The organism is Sphingomonas sp. Leaf231, assembly GCF_001421995.1.
GTDB lineage: Bacteria > Pseudomonadota > Alphaproteobacteria > Sphingomonadales > Sphingomonadaceae > Sphingomonas.
Genome location: NZ_LMLS01000003.1, coordinates 203346 through 223335 on the forward strand (window position 1 = coordinate 203346; position 19990 = coordinate 223335).

Annotated in this window: 16 protein-coding genes; 10 read left to right on the forward strand and 6 right to left on the reverse strand. The window is 67.1% G+C overall.

What is annotated here, in order from left to right; translation table 11 throughout:
- The first annotated feature begins 25 nt into the window (after nucleotides 1-25).
- Genes ASE95_RS12225 through ASE95_RS12240 form a run of 4 tightly spaced genes read left to right on the forward strand, consistent with a single transcriptional unit; the run spans nucleotide 26 to nucleotide 4840 of the window.
- Nucleotides 26-952, forward strand: coding sequence for a bifunctional riboflavin kinase/FAD synthetase (locus ASE95_RS12225; protein WP_056636564.1), 927 nt, complete (start codon nucleotides 26-28; stop codon nucleotides 950-952).
- Nucleotides 953-976: 24 nt separating this feature from the next.
- Entirely contained in the window at nucleotides 977-3850 is a 2874-nt protein-coding gene (gene ileS, locus ASE95_RS12230; protein WP_056636566.1) for an isoleucine--tRNA ligase, read from the forward strand.
- A gap of 14 nt (nucleotides 3851-3864) precedes the next feature.
- A complete protein-coding gene (lspA, locus tag ASE95_RS12235; RefSeq protein ID WP_056636874.1) occupies nucleotides 3865-4350 on the forward strand; it encodes a signal peptidase II in 486 nt (161 codons plus the stop codon).
- Entirely contained in the window at nucleotides 4343-4840 is a 498-nt protein-coding gene (locus ASE95_RS12240; RefSeq protein ID WP_056636568.1) for a DUF3035 domain-containing protein, read from the forward strand. Before lspA ends, ASE95_RS12240 begins: the two co-directional genes overlap by 8 nt.
- A 129-nt stretch (nucleotides 4841-4969) precedes the next feature.
- On the opposite strand, the gene ASE95_RS12245 is transcribed toward ASE95_RS12240, so the two are convergent.
- The 3 genes from ASE95_RS12245 to ASE95_RS12255 are packed head-to-tail and all read right to left on the reverse strand — an operon-like array spanning nucleotide 4970 to nucleotide 8285.
- Complete coding sequence (locus tag ASE95_RS12245; RefSeq protein WP_235528301.1) at nucleotides 4970-6247, reverse strand: mechanosensitive ion channel family protein; 1278 nt, start codon at nucleotides 6245-6247, stop codon at nucleotides 4970-4972.
- The gene (gene metC, locus ASE95_RS12250) at nucleotides 6244-7440 is read right to left on the reverse strand and encodes a cystathionine beta-lyase (RefSeq protein ID WP_056636570.1); all 1197 of its coding nucleotides are present in this window, start codon (nucleotides 7438-7440) and stop codon (nucleotides 6244-6246) included. The genes ASE95_RS12245 and metC overlap by 4 nt, the downstream gene beginning before the upstream one ends.
- Nucleotides 7437-8285 carry a sulfurtransferase gene (locus tag ASE95_RS12255; protein ID WP_056636881.1) on the reverse strand — a complete coding sequence of 283 codons (849 nt, stop codon included), beginning with the start codon at nucleotides 8283-8285 and terminating at the stop codon, nucleotides 7437-7439. The genes metC and ASE95_RS12255 overlap by 4 nt, the downstream gene beginning before the upstream one ends.
- Before the next feature lie 74 nt (nucleotides 8286-8359).
- Here ASE95_RS12255 and queF point away from each other — a divergent pair, with 74 nt between their 5' ends.
- The 4 genes from queF (at nucleotide 8360) to ASE95_RS12275 (ending at nucleotide 13016) form a co-directional block, all read left to right on the forward strand.
- Nucleotides 8360-8806: a preQ(1) synthase gene (queF, locus tag ASE95_RS12260; protein WP_056636572.1), complete on the forward strand. Its 447-nt coding sequence runs from the start codon at nucleotides 8360-8362 to the stop codon at nucleotides 8804-8806.
- 112 nt (nucleotides 8807-8918) lie between these two features.
- A complete protein-coding gene (locus ASE95_RS12265; RefSeq protein ID WP_056636575.1) occupies nucleotides 8919-11192 on the forward strand; it encodes a glycosyltransferase family 4 protein in 2274 nt (757 codons plus the stop codon).
- A 47-nt stretch (nucleotides 11193-11239) separates the two neighbouring features.
- The gene (locus ASE95_RS12270) at nucleotides 11240-12520 is read left to right on the forward strand and encodes a glycoside hydrolase family 130 protein (RefSeq protein ID WP_056636577.1); all 1281 of its coding nucleotides are present in this window, start codon (nucleotides 11240-11242) and stop codon (nucleotides 12518-12520) included.
- Between the two features lie 208 nt (nucleotides 12521-12728).
- Entirely contained in the window at nucleotides 12729-13016 is a 288-nt protein-coding gene (locus ASE95_RS12275; protein ID WP_056636579.1) for a hypothetical protein, read from the forward strand.
- 191 nt (nucleotides 13017-13207) lie between these two features.
- On the opposite strand, the gene topA is transcribed toward ASE95_RS12275, so the two are convergent.
- The 3 genes from topA to plsY all read right to left on the reverse strand — a co-directional run bounded on the left by topA (nucleotide 13208) and on the right by plsY (nucleotide 17669).
- Complete coding sequence (gene topA, locus ASE95_RS12280; RefSeq protein ID WP_056636580.1) at nucleotides 13208-15802, reverse strand: type I DNA topoisomerase; 2595 nt, start codon at nucleotides 15800-15802, stop codon at nucleotides 13208-13210.
- 154 nt (nucleotides 15803-15956) lie between these two features.
- Nucleotides 15957-17045, reverse strand: coding sequence for a DNA-processing protein DprA (gene dprA, locus ASE95_RS12285; protein ID WP_082450117.1), 1089 nt, complete (start codon nucleotides 17043-17045; stop codon nucleotides 15957-15959).
- A gap of 12 nt (nucleotides 17046-17057) precedes the next feature.
- Nucleotides 17058-17669, reverse strand: coding sequence for a glycerol-3-phosphate 1-O-acyltransferase PlsY (gene plsY / locus ASE95_RS12290; protein WP_056636583.1), 612 nt, complete (start codon nucleotides 17667-17669; stop codon nucleotides 17058-17060).
- A 120-nt stretch (nucleotides 17670-17789) separates the two neighbouring features.
- Here plsY and murI point away from each other — a divergent pair, with 120 nt between their 5' ends.
- Both murI and hemA read left to right on the forward strand, forming a co-directional pair.
- Nucleotides 17790-18587, forward strand: a complete 798-nt coding sequence (gene murI / locus ASE95_RS12295) for a glutamate racemase (RefSeq protein WP_056636585.1) — start codon at nucleotides 17790-17792, stop codon at nucleotides 18585-18587.
- A 96-nt stretch (nucleotides 18588-18683) separates the two neighbouring features.
- Entirely contained in the window at nucleotides 18684-19928 is a 1245-nt protein-coding gene (gene hemA, locus ASE95_RS12300; RefSeq protein ID WP_056636587.1) for a 5-aminolevulinate synthase, read from the forward strand.
- The last annotated feature ends 62 nt before the right edge of the window (nucleotides 19929-19990 follow it).

The window sequence follows — 19990 nt, forward strand, 5'->3', positions numbered from 1 at the left end:
GATGGGCAGCCGCTAAGGGCAGCCGATGCAGCGGCTTGACGGCGGCGCGACGGTGCCCGCGCATCTGGCAGGCGGGATCGTAGCGCTCGGCAATTTCGACGGTTTCCACCTCGGCCATCAGGCGGTGGTGGCGCGCGCCGTCGATCGCGCACGGGCGGAAGGCCGCCCGGCGCTGGTCGCCACCTTCGACCCGCATCCGGTCCGCCATTTCCGCCCTGATGCCGTGCCGTTCCGGCTGACCACGCTCGATCAGCGCGAACGGCTGTTCGCCGCAGCGGGGGTCGATGCGATGGTGGTTTTCCATTTCGACGCGGCGCTTGCCGCGCTTACCGCCGACGCGTTCGTCGCGGAGCGGCTGGCGGCTGGCTTGCGCGTCGGCGGGGTGGTGACGGGGGAGGACTTCACCTTCGGGCGTGCCAAGAGCGGCGACATCGCGACGCTGCGCACCGCCGGCGAGTCGGCGGGCTTTTCGGTCGACACCGTCGGCGCGGTGATGCTCGACGGCGAACCGGTGTCCTCCACCCGCATCCGGGGTGCGTTGCGTGGTGGCGATCCGCGCGGCGCGGCGCGGCTGCTGACGCGGTCCTATGCGATCGAGGGGATCGTGCAGCACGGCGACAAGCTGGGCCGCACGATCGGCTATCCGACCGCCAATCTGGACATGGGACCGTATCTCCGCCCCGCCTACGGGATCTATGCAGTACGTGGTCGTCTGTCCGATGGGCGCGTGCTGAATGGCGCGGCGAACCTTGGCATCCGTCCGACCTTCGACCCGCCCAAGGAGTTGCTGGAGCCACATTTCTTCGACTTCGCCGGCGATCTGTACGGGCAGCGAATCGAGGTGGAACTGATCGAATGGCTGCGTGCCGAGGCCAAGTTCGACGGGCTGGAGGCGCTGATCGCGCAGATGGACCACGATTGTGCCCGCGCACGCGAGTTGCTGGCGGGCTAGAGCCTCGTTAAGGCTGTCGCCCACATGGCCGACGCACCCGATACACCGCGCGACTGGCGCGATACCGTCTTCCTGCCGAAGACCGACTTCCCCATGAAGGCGGGCCTCGCGCAGAAGGAGCCCGCGATCCTCGACCGCTGGAAGCGGATCGGTGTCTACGACCGGCTGCGCGAGCAGCGGCAGGGACGTGAGCGGTGGATCCTCCATGACGGTCCGCCCTACGCCAACGGCGACATCCACATGGGCCATGCGATGAACAAGGTGCTGAAGGACGTGATCGTCCGCAGCCGTTCGTTGATGGGTTATGACGCGCCGTACGTGCCCGGCTGGGATTGTCACGGCCTGCCGATCGAATGGAAGGTCGAGGAGGCGTATCGCGCCAAGAAACTGGACAAGGACCAGGTGCCGGTCGCGCAATTTCGCGCCGAATGCCGCGCCTATGCCGACAAATGGGTCGCGGTGCAGGCCGCCGAGTTCGAGCGGTTGGGCATCATGGGCGATTGGGAGAATCCCTATCTCACCATGCGCTACGAGGCCGAGGCGACGATCGCGGCGGAATTGCTCAAGTTCGCCGAGAGCGGCCTGCTGTATCGCGGCGCGAAGCCGGTCATGTGGTCCCCGGTAGAGAAGACCGCGTTGGCCGAGGCCGAGGTCGAGTATGAGGATGTCGTCTCGACGCAGATCGACGTCGGGTTCGAGGTGATCGACTGTCCCGAATATCCGGGGCTGGCCGGCACGCTGGCGGTGATCTGGACGACGACCCCGTGGACGATCCCGGTCAATCAGGCGCTCGCCTACGGCTCGGCGATCGATTACCTGCAGTTCGAGCATGACGGACGGCGTTATCTGGTCGCGGAGCCGCTGATGCCGGCGTTCATCAAGCGCACGGGCATACCGATGGGCAAGATCATCGCGCTCATCAAGGGGCCGGTGCTGGAAGGCGCGACCGCGCGGCATCCGATGCATCATCTGGGCGGCTTCTTCGCGACCCCGCGCCCGTTCCTCGAAGGCGCGTTCGTCACCACCGACGCCGGCACCGGCCTGGTCCACATGTCCCCCGACCATGGCGAGGACGACTTCCTGCTGTGCAAGGCCAACGGCATCGAGCCGGTGTTCGCCGTCGACGGCGCGGGTATGTACCGCGCTGACTGGGCGTGGCTCGGCGGGCAGGGCAGCGTCATCAACAAGAAGTTCGTCGCCGCCGAAGGGCCGATCTGTACCGACCTGCGCGCGACCGGCGGGCTGCTGTCCGCCAGCGATGATTTCGCGCACAGCTATCCGCATTCGTGGCGGTCGAAGGCAAAGGTGATCTTCCGCGCGACCCCGCAATGGTTCATCCCGATGGATGTCGCCGCGGGCCAGGCGGGCGCGGCTGGCGACTCCGCCCGGCCAGGCGCTGAGCAGCCCGGCGCTGCGCAGGCCGGAACCTCTGGCGACGGTGCCTCGTCCAGCAACGACGCCACGCTCCGCCAGATCGCGCTCGACGCCATCGCCCGCACGCAGTGGGTGCCTCCCCGTGCGGAGAACCGCATCCGCTCGATGGTGGAGGGCCGCCCGGACTGGGTCATCAGCCGCCAGCGTGCGTGGGGCGTGCCGATCGCGCTCTACGTCCACCGCGAAACCGGCCAGTATCTGAACGATGCGGCGGTCAACGCGCGGATCGTCGCCGCTTTCCGGGAAGGCGGCGCGGACGCATGGTTCACCGCCGACCATCAGGCGCTGCTGGGGTCCGCCCACGACGCGGCCGACTATCAGCCGGTCAACGACATCCTGGACGTGTGGTTCGATTCGGGCAGCACCCACGCCTTTGTCGTCGAGGCGCGGTACGGGGCCGGCACGCGCGCGAACCTCTATGTCGAAGGGTCCGACCAGCATCGCGGCTGGTTCCAGTCGTCGCTGCTGGAAAGCTGCGGCACGCGCGGGCGTGCGCCCTATGACGCGGTGCTGACGCACGGCTTCGCGCTGGACGGGCAAGGGCGCAAGATGTCCAAGTCGCTCGGCAACGTCGTCGATCCGCTGAAGGTGATCGGCGAATCGGGCGCGGACATCCTGCGGCTTTGGGCAGTATCGACCGACTATTTCGACGACGTGCGGATCGGCAAGGAGGTGCTGGCGACCTCGTCCGACGCCTATCGCAAGCTGCGCAACACCTTCCGCTACCTGCTCGGCGCGCTCGACGGGTTCGACGATGGCGAGCGGGTGCCGGTGGCGGAGATGCCTGAGCTGGAGCGGTACATGCTCCACCTGCTCCACGCGCTCGACCGCGAGCTGAAGGAAGCGGCGACCGGCTATGAGTTCAATCGCTACGTCCGCCGCCTGACCGATTTCTGCAACGAGGATCTGTCGGCGTTCTTTTTCGACGTCCGCAAGGATTCGCTCTATTGCGACGCGGCGGGCGACACGAAGCGGCGCGCCTATCGCACGATGCTCGACGTGCTGTTCCACGCGCTGGTGCGCTACGCCGCGCCCGTGCTGGTCTTCACCGCGGAGGAGGCATGGCAGGCGCGCTTCCCGGCCGACGACAATTCGGTGCATTTCCTGGAATGGCCGGTCTTGCCCGATCAGGCCGCACAGGACGTGTCGCAACGCTGGCTGGCGATCCGCGCCCTTCGCGAGCGGGTGACCGAGGCGATCGAGCCGCTGCGTCGCGAAAAGACGATCCGCTCCAGCCTGGAGGCTGAGGTGACCGTCCCCGAATTGCCGCTGGACGCCGACGCGCTGGCCGAGCTGTTCATCGTCGCGCGAGTGGCGGAGGCACCGACCGTCGAGGTCACGCGCACCGCCTATCACAAATGCGGGCGTTGCTGGCGGCACTTGCCCGATGTCGCTGTGGATGGCGACCTGTGCGCCCGCTGTGACGAGGTGACCGGCGCCGCGGCTGCGGGAACGACGGCGTGATCCCGCGCGGCGGCATGTTGATCGCGGGCGTGGTGTTCGCGATCGACCAACTGGTGAAATGGTGGGTAACCGGGCCGCTGCAGATCGATTTCCTCGGCGCGTATCGCACGATCGTGCCGATCTTCGACCTGCGTTTCACCAAGAACGAAGGCGTGTCGCTGGGAATGCTGCGCGCGGAGACCGACACGACGCGCTGGTTGCTGGTCGCCTTCACCGCCGCGATCGCGGCGGCGGTGGCGGTGTGGATGTTCCGCGAGCGCAAGCGGGCGGACCAGCTGGCGTTGGGGCTGGTGCTGGGCGGCGCGCTCGGCAACATTCTCGATCGCATCCGGCTGGGCTATGTGGTCGATTTCGCCGACCTGCATTTCGGTGAGTGGCGGCCGTTCCTGGTGTTCAACGTCGCCGATGCCGCGATCACGATCGGCGTGCTGATTCTGCTGGTGCGCGCGCTCGTGATCCGCGAGAAGCGCGACGATGTTTCGGAGAATGTCCATGCGTAAGTCTGTCGTCGTCGTGTCCACCATGGCGACGCTCGCGCTGCTCGGCGGTTGCGGAAAGCGTGGCTACGACCGCGCGCGTCCCGACGAGTTCGCGGTGGCGCGTCAGGCGCCGCTCATCATCCCACCCGATTTCGCGCTGGTCCCGCCCCAGCCGGGCGCCGCCCGTACGCAGGGCAACAACCCGCAGGCGCAGGCGATCGACGCGCTGTTCGGCGGCCCCGCCCGGCGCAGCGCAGGCGAGACCAGCGTGATCGACCAGGCCGGCGGCGCGACAGCAGCGACCCCCGGCATCCGTTCGGGCGTCGGCGATCCGCAGACCAACGTCATCGACAAGGGACAGACGACCAGCGACATCGTCGCCGCGCCGCAGGGCGACGGCCAGGATGCACGTGCTTCGGTGGGCGGCGCTGCGGCAACCGCACCGACGGCCTCACCCGCGCCGTCGACCCCGCCCACGCCGGCCGCTGCTCCGACGCCGCAGCCAAAGTAATCCCGAGTGGTGCGCTCCTGCACCGGCAGGCGCGCACCACAGCCATCGGCGATCAGCCCCGGCTGAAATACGTTTTCCCGGTGCCTTCCACTCTTTTCCGAGACAGCGGGCGGCGCAGCCACAGCGCAATCATGCGGCGTCGTCCGCCTCGCGACCCGGCAGGCTTCGTACGTAGATGTCGCGCTGAGCGAACGGCATGCCGATCCCGGCTTCCCGGAACATCACCCATAAACGGTTCAGCACGTCCGAGCGCACGTTACCCACGCCGCTCTCGGGATCGCTGATCCACGCCAGTATCTCATGCTCCACGCCATCCGTGCCGAACGCGGTCAGCCACACGTTCGGCTTGGGGCTGTCGAGCACGCGCGGTGATTCGCGCGCGGCCTTCAGCATCAACTCTTGCGCCAGCGTCAGGTCGCAGTCGTAGGGGACGCGGACGGAAATCCGCACCCGGACGTTGCGGTCGGAATAGGACCAGTTCTCGACCTCGCGGGTCATCAGATCCTCGTTCGGGATCAGATATTCCTTGCCGTCGCGCGTGACCACGGACACCGCACGGACCCCGATCTTGTTGACCCAGCCAAAGCTGGTGCCGACCGCGATGACGTCGCCCGGCTTGATCGAGCGATCCAGCAGCAGGATGATCCCCGCGATCAGGTTGCCGATCGTCTTCTGCATGCCGAACCCGACCGCCAGCCCGAACGCGCCGGAAAAGACGGCGAACGCGGTCAGGTCGATACCCAGCAGGTCGATCCCGAACAGGAAGGCGAAAACGACGATCGCGATCCCGGCGATCTTCTGCGCCAGCACCTTCTGCGTGGGGTCGAACGCGCGCGCATGCGAGATGGTGTGCGCGGTAATGCGGTTGGCGAGCCGCACCATCGCCATCAACACCACCAGCGTCACCAATGCGCCGACCAGCGCCAGCAGCGACAGCCGCCTGGTCCCCACCGTCACGCCGATCGCGTCCAGCGTGGAGGTGATCGGCTCCAGCCCGCCGACCGCGTGGCTGAACAAGGCGGTGAACACCACCACCTCGACCACCGCCGCCGCCCAGCGCGGGATGCCGACGCCGCGCATCAACTGGTGCGCGGTCAGCGTCGCCGCCGCCGCCATCGCGAAGCCGATCGCCGCCGCGGCCAGCGGACCCCATCCCCACACGACATAGACGAACGCGAGCAGCAATGCGGCGACGCCGTGCCGCACGATCGTGGCGATGCGCGGGCGCAATCCCTCGACATGCGCGCCGACGCGGTCGCGCCACCATTGCGCGACCCGCGCACCGGCGATCCGCTGCGCCGCGACGCCCGCGGCCAGCGCGATCAGCGTCAGTGTCCCCGCCATCGCCAGTTCGACCAGGTCGGCCTGCGCCGGCACCATCTCGAACAATGCGGTGAGGTCGTTCACGCCTGCGCCGCCCGCCACGCGTCCAGTCCGCGTTCGAGATCCGCGATCAGATCGTCCGCATCCTCCAGCCCGATCTGTAGCCGCACCAGCGGCCCGGCGAAATCCGGGGTGGTGGCGGAACGGTGACGCTGCGGGTCGACGGGGACCGCCAGGCTTTCGAAGCCACCCCAGCTATAGCCGATCCCGAAATGTACCAGCGTGTCGATGAAGGCAGTGCGGGCCGCGTCGTCGCCTCCCGCCAGCACGAACGAGAACAGCCCCGCCGCGCCGCGGAAGTCGCGCCGCCAGATGTCGTGGCCGGGGCAGGAGGGCAGCGCGGGGTGCAGCACCCGCGCCACCTCGGCGCGTGCCGCCAGCCACTGCGCGATGCGGAGCGCGCTCGCCTCATGCCGGTCCAGCCGGACACCCATCGTGCGCAGGCCGCGGCTGGCGAGATAGGCGTCGTCGGCGCTTACCACCTGCCCAAGCTGGAAGCTGGTGTCGCGAAGCGCGGCGAAGCGCCCCGGCCCGGCGGTCACCGATCCCATCATCACGTCGGAATGGCCGCCGATGTACTTGGTGCAGGCGATGATCGAGTAATCGACGCCGCGTTCGATCACCGGGAACAGCAGCGGCGTCGCCCATGTATTGTCGATGACCGTCGCCACCCCGCGCGCCTTCGCGGCGGCGACGATCGCGGGCACGTCCTGCACCTCGAAGGTCAGGCTGCCGGGGCTTTCCATGAAGATCACGCGCGTGCGTTCGCCGATCAGCCCGGCGATTCCGGCCCCGATCAGCGGGTCGTAATAGCGCGTCGTCACCCCCATGCGCGCCAGCAGCTTGTCGGCAAGGCCGCGCGTGGGATCATAGGCGCTGTCGACCAGCAACACCTCGTCGCCGGGCGACAGCAGGGTCAGCAGACACGCCGACACCGCGGCCACGCCCGAGGGGTAGAGGAACGTTCCCTCCGCCCCGGGCTCCAGATCGGTCAGCGCATCGGCAAGGCTCCACTGCGTCGGGGTTCCGCGTCGACCGTAGAACAGCCGGTGGTGGGTGTCGCGCGCGCCGGTCGCGCGAAGGTGCGCGACGTCGTCGTACAGGATCGTCGAGGCGCGCCAGACCGGGGTGTTGACCACGCCGCCGGTCCATTCCCGGCGGCGGCCGCCGGTCACCAGCCGGGTGGCAGGGCGCAGATCGTCGTCGTGGTCGCTCATGCCTCACCCGTGGTTTTGGGGGTTGTGGGGTCGCCGCCCCATTCGGTCCAGCTACCGTCGTAGACCGTGGCCTGCGCGCCCAGCAGGTGCGCGCCGAACGCCAGCACGCTGGCGGTGATCCCCGAGCCGCAGGTCATCGCCATCGGTCGGTCCGGATCGACGCCCGCCGCCGTGAAGGCAGCGGCGAGCGCACCATCCCGCTTCCATGTCCCGTCGGCTTCGAACAGCTGCGGATAGGGGAGGTTGCGCGCCCCGGGCATATGACCCGGCGCGACGCCGGGGCGGGGATCGGCCTCCGCTCCGGAAAAGCGGGCGGCGGAACGCGCATCGACGATCTGGATGCTGGCGTCCTGCTGGATCGTGCGCATCGCCGGCAGATCGACCAGCCCGATACCCGACCTCGCGACGTCCACCGTGGTCTGCGCGACGGCGGCTCCACCCTGCTCCAGCGTCCGCCCCTCCGCGATCCACTTCGCAAGCCCGCCGTCTAGCAGCGCGACCTGCCCGAAGCCAAAGGCGCGTAGCATCACCCATGCGCGGGCGGCGGTGCGGTGCGGCGCGTCGTCGTACAGCACGATCTGGTCGTCGGCATGCAGCCCCAGCCGTCCGGCACAGGCGGCGAAATGCGTCGCGCCCGGCATGGTGGAGGGAAGGGCTGCGTCCGGTTCGGCGAACCCGGCGAGGTCCATGAAGGCTGCGCCCGGTATGTGCCCGCCCGCGAACGCCGCGGCGGCATCGCGCGGCGCCTCCCCTGGCAGTCCGACGTGATAGCTTGCATCGAGGATGCGTAGGCCGGGCGCGGCGTGGTTCCCAGCGAGCCATTCTGTGGTGACGAGAGCATGCATGACGCTTCCATAGCGTGCGCGCGCCACCGGGGAACAGGTCGCAATTCGCGTCTCGCCGTCCTATGTGCCGGCGCATGACCCCGATGCATCTAGGCCAGGCCAGCACGTTACCCGCCTCTCCCGAGCAGGCGGTGCTCGACTATGTTCCCAACCCACGGTCCGCGCAGACTTATCTGGTGCGCTTCACCCAGCCGGAGTTCACGTCGCTGTGCCCGGTGACCGGCCAGCCCGATTTCGCGCACCTGGTGATCGACTATGCGCCCGACGAGACGATCGTCGAGTCGAAGTCGTTGAAGCTGTTTCTGGGGTCGTTCCGCAATCATGCCGCTTTCCATGAGGATTGTACCGTCGGCATAGGCGAGCGCCTGTTCCGCGAGATGCGGCCGCGCTGGTTGCGCATCGGCGGCTATTGGTATCCACGCGGGGGCATGCCGATCGACGTCTTCTGGCAATCGGGCGCCCCGCCGCAGGGATTGTGGCTCCCGGAACAAGGCGTTGCACCCTATCGCGGTCGTGGATGAAGCACCGTCCCATGCTGCGGTGCGGAATGTCAGCAACCTTTCGTCTTTACAGGAGTTTTACCCCTTGACCACGAGCGCAGCGGGCGCCGTATCCATTTGCAGAGGTAAGGGGATGAAGCAGTCGACCGGAGCGCTGGACGTTGGGCATATCGCGCTGATCGGTAATTTCCTGCCGCGAAAGTGCGGGATCGCGACCTTCACCACCGATACCTACCAGGCTCTGCGTGCGCGCTTCCCCGATATGCAGGTCGACGTCTACGCGATGGACGATCATCCTGGTCGCTACGACTATCCGGCGGCCGTGACCGGCGCCATCCCGCAGCATGATCGAACCGCCTATATCGCCACGGCCCGCGCGATCGAGAACAGCGGAGCGCAGGTGCTGTGGCTTCAGCACGAATACGGCATCTTCGGCGGTGAGGCGGGAGGGCATATCCTCGATCTGCTCGATCGCGTTTCGATCCCGCTGATCGTCACACTTCATACCGTCCTTGAAAAACCAAGCGCTGCGGAGCGTACCGTTCTCGAAGGACTGTTGCGGCGTGCCGCGAAGGTCATCGTGATGGCCGAACGTGGTCGCGACATTCTCGAGCGCGTCTACGGCGCGAACCCGAAGCAGATCGCCAACATCCCGCACGGCGTGCCGGATCGCCCCTTCGCCGATCCGGAGGCGTTCAAGGGCCGTTTTGGCTGGACCGGGAGGCGCGTCATCCTCACTTTCGGGCTGCTCGCCCCTGGCAAGGGGATCGAAACGATTATCGAGGCGCTGCCAGCGGTGGTGGAGCGGCATCCCGACGCGATGTACGTCGTACTTGGCGCGACCCACCCCAATCTCGTCGCGCACGAAGGTGAAAAGTATCGCGATTCGCTCCGCGCGCATGCCGACCGGCTCGGCGTCGGATCGAATGTGGCGTTTATCGACGCCTTCGTCGATCACGAGGATCTGATCGATTATCTGCAAGCCGCGGACATCTACGCCACGCCATATCTGAACCCGGCGCAGATCACGAGCGGGACGCTCAGCTACGCGGTAGGTGTCGGCAAGGCGGTGGTATCCACTCCCTATGTTCACGCGACCGAAATTTTGGCCGACGGGCACGGCGTGCTGGTCGACTTTCGAGATTCCGCCGCATTCGCGCGTGAAATCAATGACCTGCTCGGCAGTTCCCGAAATATCGGGCAATTGTCGGCTCGTGCCTACGCGCGTGGCCGCACGATGATCTGGCCGCGCGTGGTGGAGAAGGCGATGGACGAGTTGATAGCAAGCCTGGCGACGCGACCGCATCGGTTGCTCCACGCCGGAAAGGCCGACAAACAGGTGTTGGCTCCCGATATCTTGGCCGTTGAACGAATGAGCGATGCCACCGGGATGCTCCAGCATTCGATCTTTTCGGTGCCCGACCGGCGTCACGGTTATTGTATCGACGACAATGCCCGGGCGCTGATGCTGATGAGCAGCGTCGAAGATCTCGATCCCGTCACCCGCGACAAGTGGATGACGATCTATGCATCGTTCGTCCAATATGCGTGGAATCCCGATGCGCGTCGTTTTCGCAATTTCATGAACTTCGATCGCACGTGGTGCGAGGATGTCGGATCGGAGGATTCGAACGGCCGCGCGCTGTGGTCGCTGGGTGTCACCGCTCGCGACGCGCGCGAAGCCAAGCATCGTGACTGGGCAAAGGCGATGTTCGACGCCACTGCCAGCCTCGCACTCGACCTCGGCAGTCCGCGGGCACAGGCGTTCGCGATGCTGGGTGCGGCGGCGATGCTGGAAGCGTCGCCCGGGCACGATATGGCGTTGCAGATCCTTCGTCGCTTCCCTGACGAGCATCTTGCGTTGCTCGACGCGGCGCGCCGTCCGGAATGGGGCTGGTTCGAGATCGTGCTGGCCTATGACAATGCTCGCCTGCCCGAGGCGATGCTTCGTGCCGGGATGGCGTTGGGGCGGGCGGACCTGATCGCATGCGGTCTGGATACGCTGGACTGGATCGTCGGCCGTCAGACCGCGCCGGAGGGGCATTTCCGCGCGGTCGGCTCGGAAAGTTTCGGGCGGGTCTATGCCGAGCCGCTGCCGTTCGACCAGCAGCCGCTGGAGGCGCAGGCGACGATCGACGCATGCGCGGCGGCTTTCGACGCCACGGGCGACATGCGCTGGTTCGATGAGGCGAAGCGCGCGTACGACTGGTACCTGGGCGTGAACGACCTCGATCTGCCGCTGGCGACGCAGCGGGACGGCGGCTGTTTCGACGGATTGATGCCGACCGGTTTGAACCGCAATCAGGGCGCTGAGTCCATTCTTGCGTTACAAATGGCGTCCTGCGCCATTTCAGGGCTTTCAAAGCGCGCGGGAAGCGTGGCAGGGACGGCACGCGTTATCGCCTGATGGCGGCATCGCACGTGTCCTGACGTCACAATATACGAGGCTGGTCCTTGGAGCTGTTCAACCACCGGCTACGTTTGCACGCCGACCCGTCGCGCGTGGTGGTCCGTCCCTTTCACATCGGCTGGATCGCCAACGCAAAAGGCGTCAGCCGTTCGCAGCGGCTGATCAGCGAGGTCATGGACATGTCGCCGCAGGAGGCGCGCGACCAGCTCGACCTCGTGCTCAAGGATTTCGAGGCGCGTCACTGGCAGACGCGTCGCGTGTTCATGACCCGCTATGACGAGATCGCAGCGGCGCACGATCTGGACGGCAGTCGCATCTCCGATGAGAAGCGGCAGCTGATCGGGGCGTATTTCTGTCACGAATACAGCTACGCTGCCGCCGCGCTGATGAACCCCAGCGCCGTCCCGCACCCCGATCAGTCGGGGATGGAGGATGGCGCGCAGCGGATCGTCATGTCGCTACGCGCGGTCGGGGAGGGTCATATTTCCTCGGTGGCCTTCCGCGAAGGCATCATCACCAGCAACAACGAGCTGAAACTGGCGCCGGAGCCGCCGTTCGCGACCGCTACGGATGCTACGGGTACCGATGAGGAAGCGCCGCCACATGGCCCGGTGACCGTCCATCGTCACCGCGACAGCACTTTGTCCGGCACGGTGATTTTCCCGATCACCGACGCACAGTCGAAGGGACTAGAGGATCTGCGCCTTGTGCATTTCCAGCATGAGGACGGCAGCTTCGAATGGCTGGGCACTTACACCGCCTATAACGGGGCGACGATCCAGTCCGAGTTGATGCGCACCCGTGATTTCCGCGCGTTCGATCTGATCCCGATGACTGGCAGCGCCGCCCGCAACAAGGGCATCGCGCTATTCCCGCGCAAGGTCGGCGGCCAATATCTTTCGATCGGGCGGCAGGATGGCGAAAACCTGTACCTGCTGCGCACCGACGACCTGACCCATTGGGACGATGGCGAGCTGATCCTGAAGCCCGTATTCCCGTGGGAGTTCGTGCAGATCGGCAATTGCGGCCCGCCCATCGAGATCGATGAAGGCTGGTTGCTGCTGACCCACGGCGTCGGTGCGATGCGCAAATATTCGATCGGTGCGGCCTTGCTCGACAAGGAAAATCCCGCTCGCGTCATCGGGCGCACGCGATCACCGATCCTCGCCGCGGCCGATCAGGATCGCGAAGGCTATGTGCCGAACGTCGTCTACACCTGCGGCGCGATGAAGCATGGCGACAAGTTGTTCATGCCCTACGGCATCGCGGATAGTTCGGTGGGGTTCGCGTTCGTGTCGATCAAGGAATTGCTGGGAAAGATGTGATCTTCGGCGCTGCCGGAGGCAGCGAGCCGGCGGTCTTCGTCCGGGATGGGCCGGGGCATCTCCTCCGGATCGATCAGCCGGTCCGTCGTCACGCTCGAAGAGGCGGGAGCCGGGTGCTTGCCGTCCTGGATGGTTCGCAATCGTCGAAACGACGAGGGGGCCGGAACACAATTTCGGGCGGTTCGGCTATCGGATCTATTGCGTTGATATGCCGCTACTGCCCGGTCAAGCGCGCGAGATGCGGTTCCACACCCGCCTGTGGCACCGCGGCATCGCTAATGGTGAGGCGGATACGCGACTGGTCGCGAACGGCACGTTCCTGAGAAATGACGAGATCGCGCCGCAGATCGGTATGGCGAAGTATCGGCACAGCTCCGCAGCCGCCGGGCTGCTTCGCAAAACGCTCGCGTCGCGCGCCGCCATACGTGATGGAATGGCGGTTTGGGCTCGATGGACATCCGGCGTCCTATGGGTGCTGGATTGCGCGCCATTGTAGATTGCTCAGCTGTTAGAGCGAATTGCGCTCGCACGATCGTGCAAATTTGCTCCACCCACCCGTCATTGCGAGCGTAGCGACGCAATCCGAGCGTCGCGCGGAACGCTGGATTGCGTCGCCATGCTCGCAATGACGGCGCTTGCGGACACGGCCGAATGGCGATCGGCCCTGGTTAGTGCCCGCTTGCCCCCTTACTCCTCGCCGGCGTCCGCCTTCTTCGCTTTTGCAGCGGGCGTCTTCGCGGCGGTGGTCTTGCCCGCTGCCGGCTTCTTCGCCGCCGCCTTCTTGGCAGGCGCTTTCTTCGCCGGCGCCTTCTTCTTCGTCTTGCCCGCCGGGGCCGCTGCGGCGCGATCGTCGATCAGCTGCGCGGCTTCCTCCAGGGTCAGCTGCTCGGGCGCGACCGTCTTGGGCAGCGTCGCATTGGTCGTGCCGTCGGTGACATAGGGGCCGTAACGCCCTTCCATCAGTCGCAACTCCGCCTCGGTTCGCGGATGCGCACCCAGTACCTTCAGCGGCGCGCGCGCCGCACCGCGCGCCGGTCGCCCGCCGCCCGCCGCCGCTTCGGCCAGCTTGACGACCGCGGCGTTCATGCCCGTTTCGAACACTTCCGCCGTCGAGGTCAGCCGCGCATATTTTCCGTCGTGGACCAGATAGGGACCGTAGCGACCGATGCTGGCCGCAATGTCCTTGCCGGTTTCGGGATGCACGCCGATGGTGCGCGGCAGGCGCAGCAGTTTCAGCGCCATCTCCAGATCCAGCTCGCCGATGTCCTTGGGAATCGACGCACGCTTCGCTTCCTTGCCGTCGCCCAGCTGAATATACGGCCCGAACCGTCCGCTCTTGCGCTCCACCGGCAATCCGGTGTCGGGGTCCTGCCCCAGCGTCTCCGGCCCCGCATCCTCGCCATCCGCCTCACCGCCCTGGGCGAAGCGGCGCGTGAATTTGCATTCGGGATAGTTGCTGCACGCGATGAACGCACCGAACTTGCCGCCCCGCAGCGCCAATTGCCCGGCGCTGCACGCGGGACAGAGCCGGGGATCGGAGCCGTCGGCCTTTTCCGGAAAAAGATACGGCGCGAGGAACTGGTCGAGCGCGGCGGTCACCTCGCTCGGCTTCTGCTCCATCACCTCGGCGGTGCGCGGTTTGAAGTCGCGCCAGAAGGCATCGAGCACCGCCTGCCATTGCGCGCGGCCGCCGGACACGTCGTCCAGCTCCTCCTCCAGCCCGGCGGTGAAATCGTAACCGACGTAGCGTTCGAAGAACCGTTCGAGGAACGCGGTCACCAGCCGGCCCGATTCCTCGGCGAAGAAGCGGTTCTTCTCGACCCGCACATAGGCGCGGTCCTTCAACGTCTTGATGATCGAGGCATAGGTGGAAGGGCGACCGATCCCCAGCTCCTCCATCCGCTTGACCAGCGACGCTTCGGAGAAGCGCGGCGGCGGCTGCGTGAAATGCTGCTCGGCATCGACGCTCTTGCGGGCGGGGGCATCGCCCTCGCGCATGCGAGGAAGCCGGCGTGCATCGTCGTCCTGGCTGTCGTCCTGCCCTTCCTCGTACAGCGCGAGGTAACCGGGGAAGAGCACTACCTGTCCGGTCGCGCGCAGCACGTTGCGGCCGGTGCCGTCGGCGAGGTCGACGGTGGTGCGCTCCATGCGCGCCGACGCCATCTGCGACGCCAGCGCACGCTTCCACACCAGATCGTACAGCCGCGCGTGATCGCCGCCGCCGACGCGATCCTTGCCGAAATCGGTTGGCCGGATCGCCTCGTGCGCTTCCTGTGCGTTCTTGGCCTTGGCCTGATATTGCCGTGGCTTGTCGGGCACGTAACTGCCGTCGTAGCGATCGGCGATCGCGGCGCGCGCGGCTGAGATTGCGCTGCCGTCCATCTGCACGCCATCCGTCCGCATATAGGTGATCGCGCCGTCCTCATACAGTTGCTGCGCGATCCGCATCGTATGGTCGGCGGAGAAGCCCAGCTTGCGCGCGGCCTCCTGCTGCAATGTCGAGGTGGTGAAGGGTGCCGGCGGATTGCGCGTGGCGGGCTTGGTCTCGACGGTCTGGACCGAGAAGCGTCCGGCCTCCACCGCCGCCTTCGCCTTCAGCGCGTCGCCCTCGTTGCCGATCGACAGCCGGTCGAGCTTCTTGCCCTCCCATTGCACCAGCCGCGCGGAAAAGGGCGTGCCGTCCTGCTCCATCGCGGCGGTGACCGACCAATATTCCTGGGCGCGGAACGCCTCGATCTCACGTTCGCGGCTAACGATCAGGCGCAGTGCCACCGACTGTACGCGGCCCGCCGACTTGGCACCCGGCAGCTTGCGCCACAGCACCGGCGACAGCGTGAAGCCGACCAGATAGTCGAGCGCCCGTCGCGCCCGATATGCGTCGATCAGGTCGGTATCCAGCTCGCGCGGGGACAGCATCGCCTGCGTCACGGCCTGTTTGGTGATCGCGTTGAACGTGACGCGCTGCACGTCCTTGGGCAGCGCCTTGCGCTTGGCCAGCACCTCCTGCACGTGCCACGAAATCGCCTCACCCTCGCGATCGGGATCGGTGGCCAGGATCAGGCGGTCGGCCGTTTTGGCGAGGTCGGCGATCGCCTTCAGCTGCTTGGCCTTGTCGGCGTAGTTTTCCCACTCCATCGCGAACCCGTCGTCGGGGTTCACCGATCCGTCACGTGGCGGCAGGTCACGGACGTGACCATAGCTCGCGAGGACGCGATAATCCGAACCGAGATACTTCTCGATGGTTTTGGCCTTGGCGGGCGATTCGACGATGACGAGCTGCATTGATGCCTAACTAGGGTGCTTCACACGTGTACGCGAGGGTGGAGCGGGGCGGGGGAGGGGTCAATAGCGGGTGGGTGGGGCGTCCAAGGTGGATTTTGCGCCGTCGACGATGCTGGCGGCCTGCACACCGGTGCGCATCGGTTCACGACGCGGCTCAGCTCAGGCTGACCCGCCCGCCGGCGTGGCGTTCCAGCCGCCCGGCGAGTTCCATTTCCAGCAGCACCATTTGCACCACCGCGGGAGCGCAGCCGGCCTGCCGCACCAGTTCGTCGACCCCGACGGCGACCGGCCCCAGCAGCGAGCCGATTCGTTCCCGCTCGGCATCGCTGGCATCCTCCGGCGGCGGCGCGCCCCAGCCGGGTGCGGGCGCGCGCACCGCCGCCCGCGCATCGATCGGGCGCAACTGCTCCAGCACGTCGGCGGCATTCTGCACCAACGTCGCGCCGTCGCGGATCAGCGTGTTGCATCCTTGCGCACGCGGGTCCGACGGATGGCCGGGCACCGCCATCACCTCCCGTCCTTGCTCCCCCGCCAGCCGCGCGGTGATGAGCGAGCCGGAACGCGGCGCAGCCTCCACCACCAGCGTCCCCAGCGCCAGCCCCGCGATGATGCGATTGCGGTGCGGGAAGTGCCGCGCGCGCGGCTCGGTGCCCGGCGGCATCTCCGCGATCAACAGCGCTGTGCCCGCGATCCGCTCCTGCAAGGCAGCGTTTTCGGGCGGGTAGGCGACGTCTATCCCGCCCGCGATCACGGCGATCGTCGCGGTGCCCGCGCCCTCATGGGCGGCGGTGTCGATCCCCCGCGCTAGCCCGGAGATCACGCTGGCCCCCTCCGTCGCCAGTTCCAGCGCGATGCCGCGGGCGAAGCGGCACGCCGCGGCCGACGCGTTGCGCGCCCCGACCAGCGCCACCGGGACACGCGTCGTCAGCGACAGGTCGCCGCGCACGGTCAACACCGCCGGCGCATTGTCAATTTCCGCCAGCAATGGAGGGTAATCGGCGTCGCCGAGGAACAGCAATCGCGCACCGAGCTTCTCGACCAGCTGCCGCTCGCGTTCGATCGCGGCCGGCGAGGGCGGCTGCGGAAGGCGACCGCCGCCGCGTCGCGCCAGATCGGGCAAGGCATCGAGCGCCGCCGCCGCCGACCCGAACCGTGCCAGCAACTGGCGATAGCTGACCGGTCCGATCGATGGTGTGCGGATCAGCCGTAGCCGGGCGGCCACATCATCCACCGGCCCGGTCACCCACTCATCCGATCATCCACCCGCAGGATCGTCCGTCGCATCGACCTTCGATTTGCCGACGCGCGGCTCCGTACCGTCGATCAGCCGGGCGATATTCGCGCGATGCTTCCACAACACGATCGCCGCCAGCGCCATCAACAACGGCACGATGTCGAAATTGCCGAGGATCGCGGCGGTGACCGGGGTGCTGATCGCGGCCGCCATTCCGGCCAGCGAAGAGACGCGTGTCCCCGCCAGCAATGCCAGCCACAGCAGCGCGAACACCAGCCCGATCGGCCAGCCGAGCCCCAGCGCGACGCCCATCAGCGTCGCCACGCCCTTGCCGCCGCGAAAGCGCAGCCACACCGGATAGCAATGGCCGATCAGCACGCCCGCCGCGGCCAGCGGCTGTTCGCCCGGCCACATCCACGCCACCGCCAGCACCGCGACCAGCCCCTTGGCCAGATCGAGCAGCAGCGTCGCCGCCGCCAGTCCCTTGCGCCCGGTGCGCAGCACGTTGGTGGCGCCGATATTGCCCGAACCGATCGTCCGCAGGTCGCCTGCGCCCGTCATGCGCGTCAACAGGACGCCGAACGGGATCGAACCCAACAGGTATCCGATCAGCAACGCCGCGAACGGCGCCATCCAGAAGATCTCGGTCGGCAGCGTCCCATCCCCCTTCGTACGACGGCCTTAGCCGAAACATTTCGGGTACGCCACCGCACAGCGTTGCCCGACCTCGCCGATCCGGACTAAGCGCGTTGCGTGAGCGACGACGCCCCGATCCTGTTTTTCGACTCCGGCGTCGGCGGCTTGTCGGTGGTTGCGCCGACGCGGCTGCTGCTGCCGCATGCGCCGATCGTCTACGCCGCGGACTCGGCCGGCTTTCCCTATGGCACGCGCAGCGAGGCGGAGATCGCCGCGCGCGTGCCTGCACTGCTCGGGCGGCTGGTGGAGCGGTACCGCCCGCGGCTGGTGGTGATCGCGTGCAACACCGCCTCGACGATCGCGCTGCCTGCGGTGCGCGCCGCGCTCGACGTCGCGGTCGTGGGCACCGTGCCCGCGATCAAGCCGGCGGCGGCGATGAGCGTCACGCGCGTCATCGGCGTGCTGGGGACCGAAGCGACCGTAAGGCAGCCCTATGTCGACGATCTCGCGGCGCGGTTCGCGGGCGACTGCACCGTGTTGCGTCACGGATCGGCACGGCTGGTCGAGCTGGCTGAACGGGTGCTTGAGGGTGTCGCGCCAGCCGCGGACGCGGTGGCCGCCGAACTGCACGGGCTGTTCGGGCAGCCCGGCGGCGAGCGAATCGATGTGATCGTCAACGCGTGCACGCACTTCCCGCTGCTGGAAGGCGACATGGCCGCCGTCGTACCGCCGCATGTCCGCTTCGTCGACGGCGGGCCGGGGATCGCACGCCGCATCGCATATCTGACCACCGGCCAGGGCTGGCCTGCGGAGCCCCCGGCGCATCGTCTGGTCTTCACCCGGCTGGACGGGCGCGAACGGCGAATCGCGGACAGGTTGTCGGCACACGGCTTTTCGGCGGTGGACGCCTTGTGACACCGCGGGGTAGGGCAATTTGTCCACCCTTTTCGATCATAGAGAATGTGGTTCTGCGCTGGCTATCGTCGCCGGCAGGGAGTAATCGCGGGCACCATGACGACGGAGAGCATCGAGGCGCGCGGCGTGGATTACTCGCGCGTGTTCACCCAGGCGATCGACCGGCTGCACGCAGAGGGTCGATACCGCGTGTTCATCGACATCCTTCGGAACAAGGGGATGTTTCCCAACGCGCGCTGCTTCGCCGGGCACAATGGGCCGAAGCCGATCACCGTCTGGTGCTCGAACGACTATCTCGCGATGGGGCAGCATCCCAAGGTGATCGCGGCCATGGAAGAGGCGCTGCACGATGTCGGCGCAGGGTCCGGCGGCACGCGCAACATCGGCGGCAACACGCATTATCACATCAACCTCGAAGGCGAACTGGCCGACCTGCATGGCAAGCAGGCCGCATTGCTGTTCACTTCGGGCTATGTCTCGAACGAGGCGACGCTGTCGACGCTGGCGCGGGTGCTGCCGGGGTGCATCATCTATTCGGACGAGTTGAACCACGCCTCGATGATCGCGGGCATCCGCAATTCGGGATGCGAGAAACGCGTGTTCCGCCACAACGATCTGGCGCATCTCGAGGAGCTGCTGGCCGCCGACGATGCCGGCGCACCCAAGCTGATCGCGTTCGAAAGCGTGTATTCGATGGAGGGCGATGTCGCGCCGGTCGGTGCGATCTGCGACCTGGCCGACAAGTATAATGCGTTGACCTACCTCGACGAGGTGCATGCGGTCGGCATGTACGGCCCGCGTGGCGGCGGCATTTCGGAACGGGACGGCGTGGCCGATCGGCTGACGATCATCGAGGGGACGCTGGGCAAGGCGTTCGGCGTGATGGGCGGCTATATCGCCGCCGATCGCACGATCGTCGACGTCATCCGCAGCTACGCGCCGGGCTTCATCTTCACGACATCGCTGTCGCCCGTGCTGGTCGCGGGCGTATTGGCGAGCGTGCGCCACCTGAAGCAGTCCAGCGCCGAGCGTGACGGGCAGCAGGCGGCGGCGACGACGTTGAAGGCGATGCTACGTGACGCCGGGCTGCCGGTGATGACGGGCGAGACGCACATCGTGCCGGTGATGGTCGGCGATCCCGTGAAAGCCAAGAAGATCAGCGATATCCTGCTCGCCGAATATGGCGTGTACGTGCAGCCGATCAATTATCCGACGGTGCCGCGCGGGGCCGAGCGCCTGCGCTTCACCCCCGGTCCGGCGCACAGCGAAGCGATGATGCGCGAACTGACCGATGCGCTGGTCGAGATCTGGGACCGGCTGGAAATGCGCATCGCGGCGTAACGTCGCTGTGCGGGCGCGGTCGCGGGCCGCGTGGCGAGCGGGGCCGCAGCACCTCCGGATGA

What these genes read in the sequence shown, in the direction of transcription:
- topA (WP_056636580.1), bottom strand. Translation starts at nt 15,802, where the DNA reads ATGCAGCTCGTCATCGTCGAATCGCCCGCCAAGGCCAAAACCATCGAG.
- queF (WP_056636572.1), top strand. Translation starts at nt 8,360, where the DNA reads ATGACCCCGATGCATCTAGGCCAGGCCAGCACGTTACCCGCCTCTCCC.
- metC (WP_056636570.1), bottom strand. Translation starts at nt 7,440, where the DNA reads ATGAGCGACCACGACGACGATCTGCGCCCTGCCACCCGGCTGGTGACC.
- plsY (WP_056636583.1), bottom strand. Translation starts at nt 17,669, where the DNA reads ATGGCGCCGTTCGCGGCGTTGCTGATCGGATACCTGTTGGGTTCGATC.
- lspA (WP_056636874.1), top strand. Translation starts at nt 3,865, where the DNA reads ATGTTGATCGCGGGCGTGGTGTTCGCGATCGACCAACTGGTGAAATGG.
- ASE95_RS12240 (WP_056636568.1), top strand. Translation starts at nt 4,343, where the DNA reads ATGCGTAAGTCTGTCGTCGTCGTGTCCACCATGGCGACGCTCGCGCTG.
- hemA (WP_056636587.1), top strand. Translation starts at nt 18,684, where the DNA reads ATGACGACGGAGAGCATCGAGGCGCGCGGCGTGGATTACTCGCGCGTG.
- ASE95_RS12255 (WP_056636881.1), bottom strand. Translation starts at nt 8,285, where the DNA reads ATGCATGCTCTCGTCACCACAGAATGGCTCGCTGGGAACCACGCCGCG.
- ileS (WP_056636566.1), top strand. Translation starts at nt 977, where the DNA reads ATGGCCGACGCACCCGATACACCGCGCGACTGGCGCGATACCGTCTTC.
- ASE95_RS12265 (WP_056636575.1), top strand. Translation starts at nt 8,919, where the DNA reads ATGAAGCAGTCGACCGGAGCGCTGGACGTTGGGCATATCGCGCTGATC.
- ASE95_RS12275 (WP_056636579.1), top strand. Translation starts at nt 12,729, where the DNA reads ATGCCGCTACTGCCCGGTCAAGCGCGCGAGATGCGGTTCCACACCCGC.
- ASE95_RS12225 (WP_056636564.1), top strand. Translation starts at nt 26, where the DNA reads ATGCAGCGGCTTGACGGCGGCGCGACGGTGCCCGCGCATCTGGCAGGC.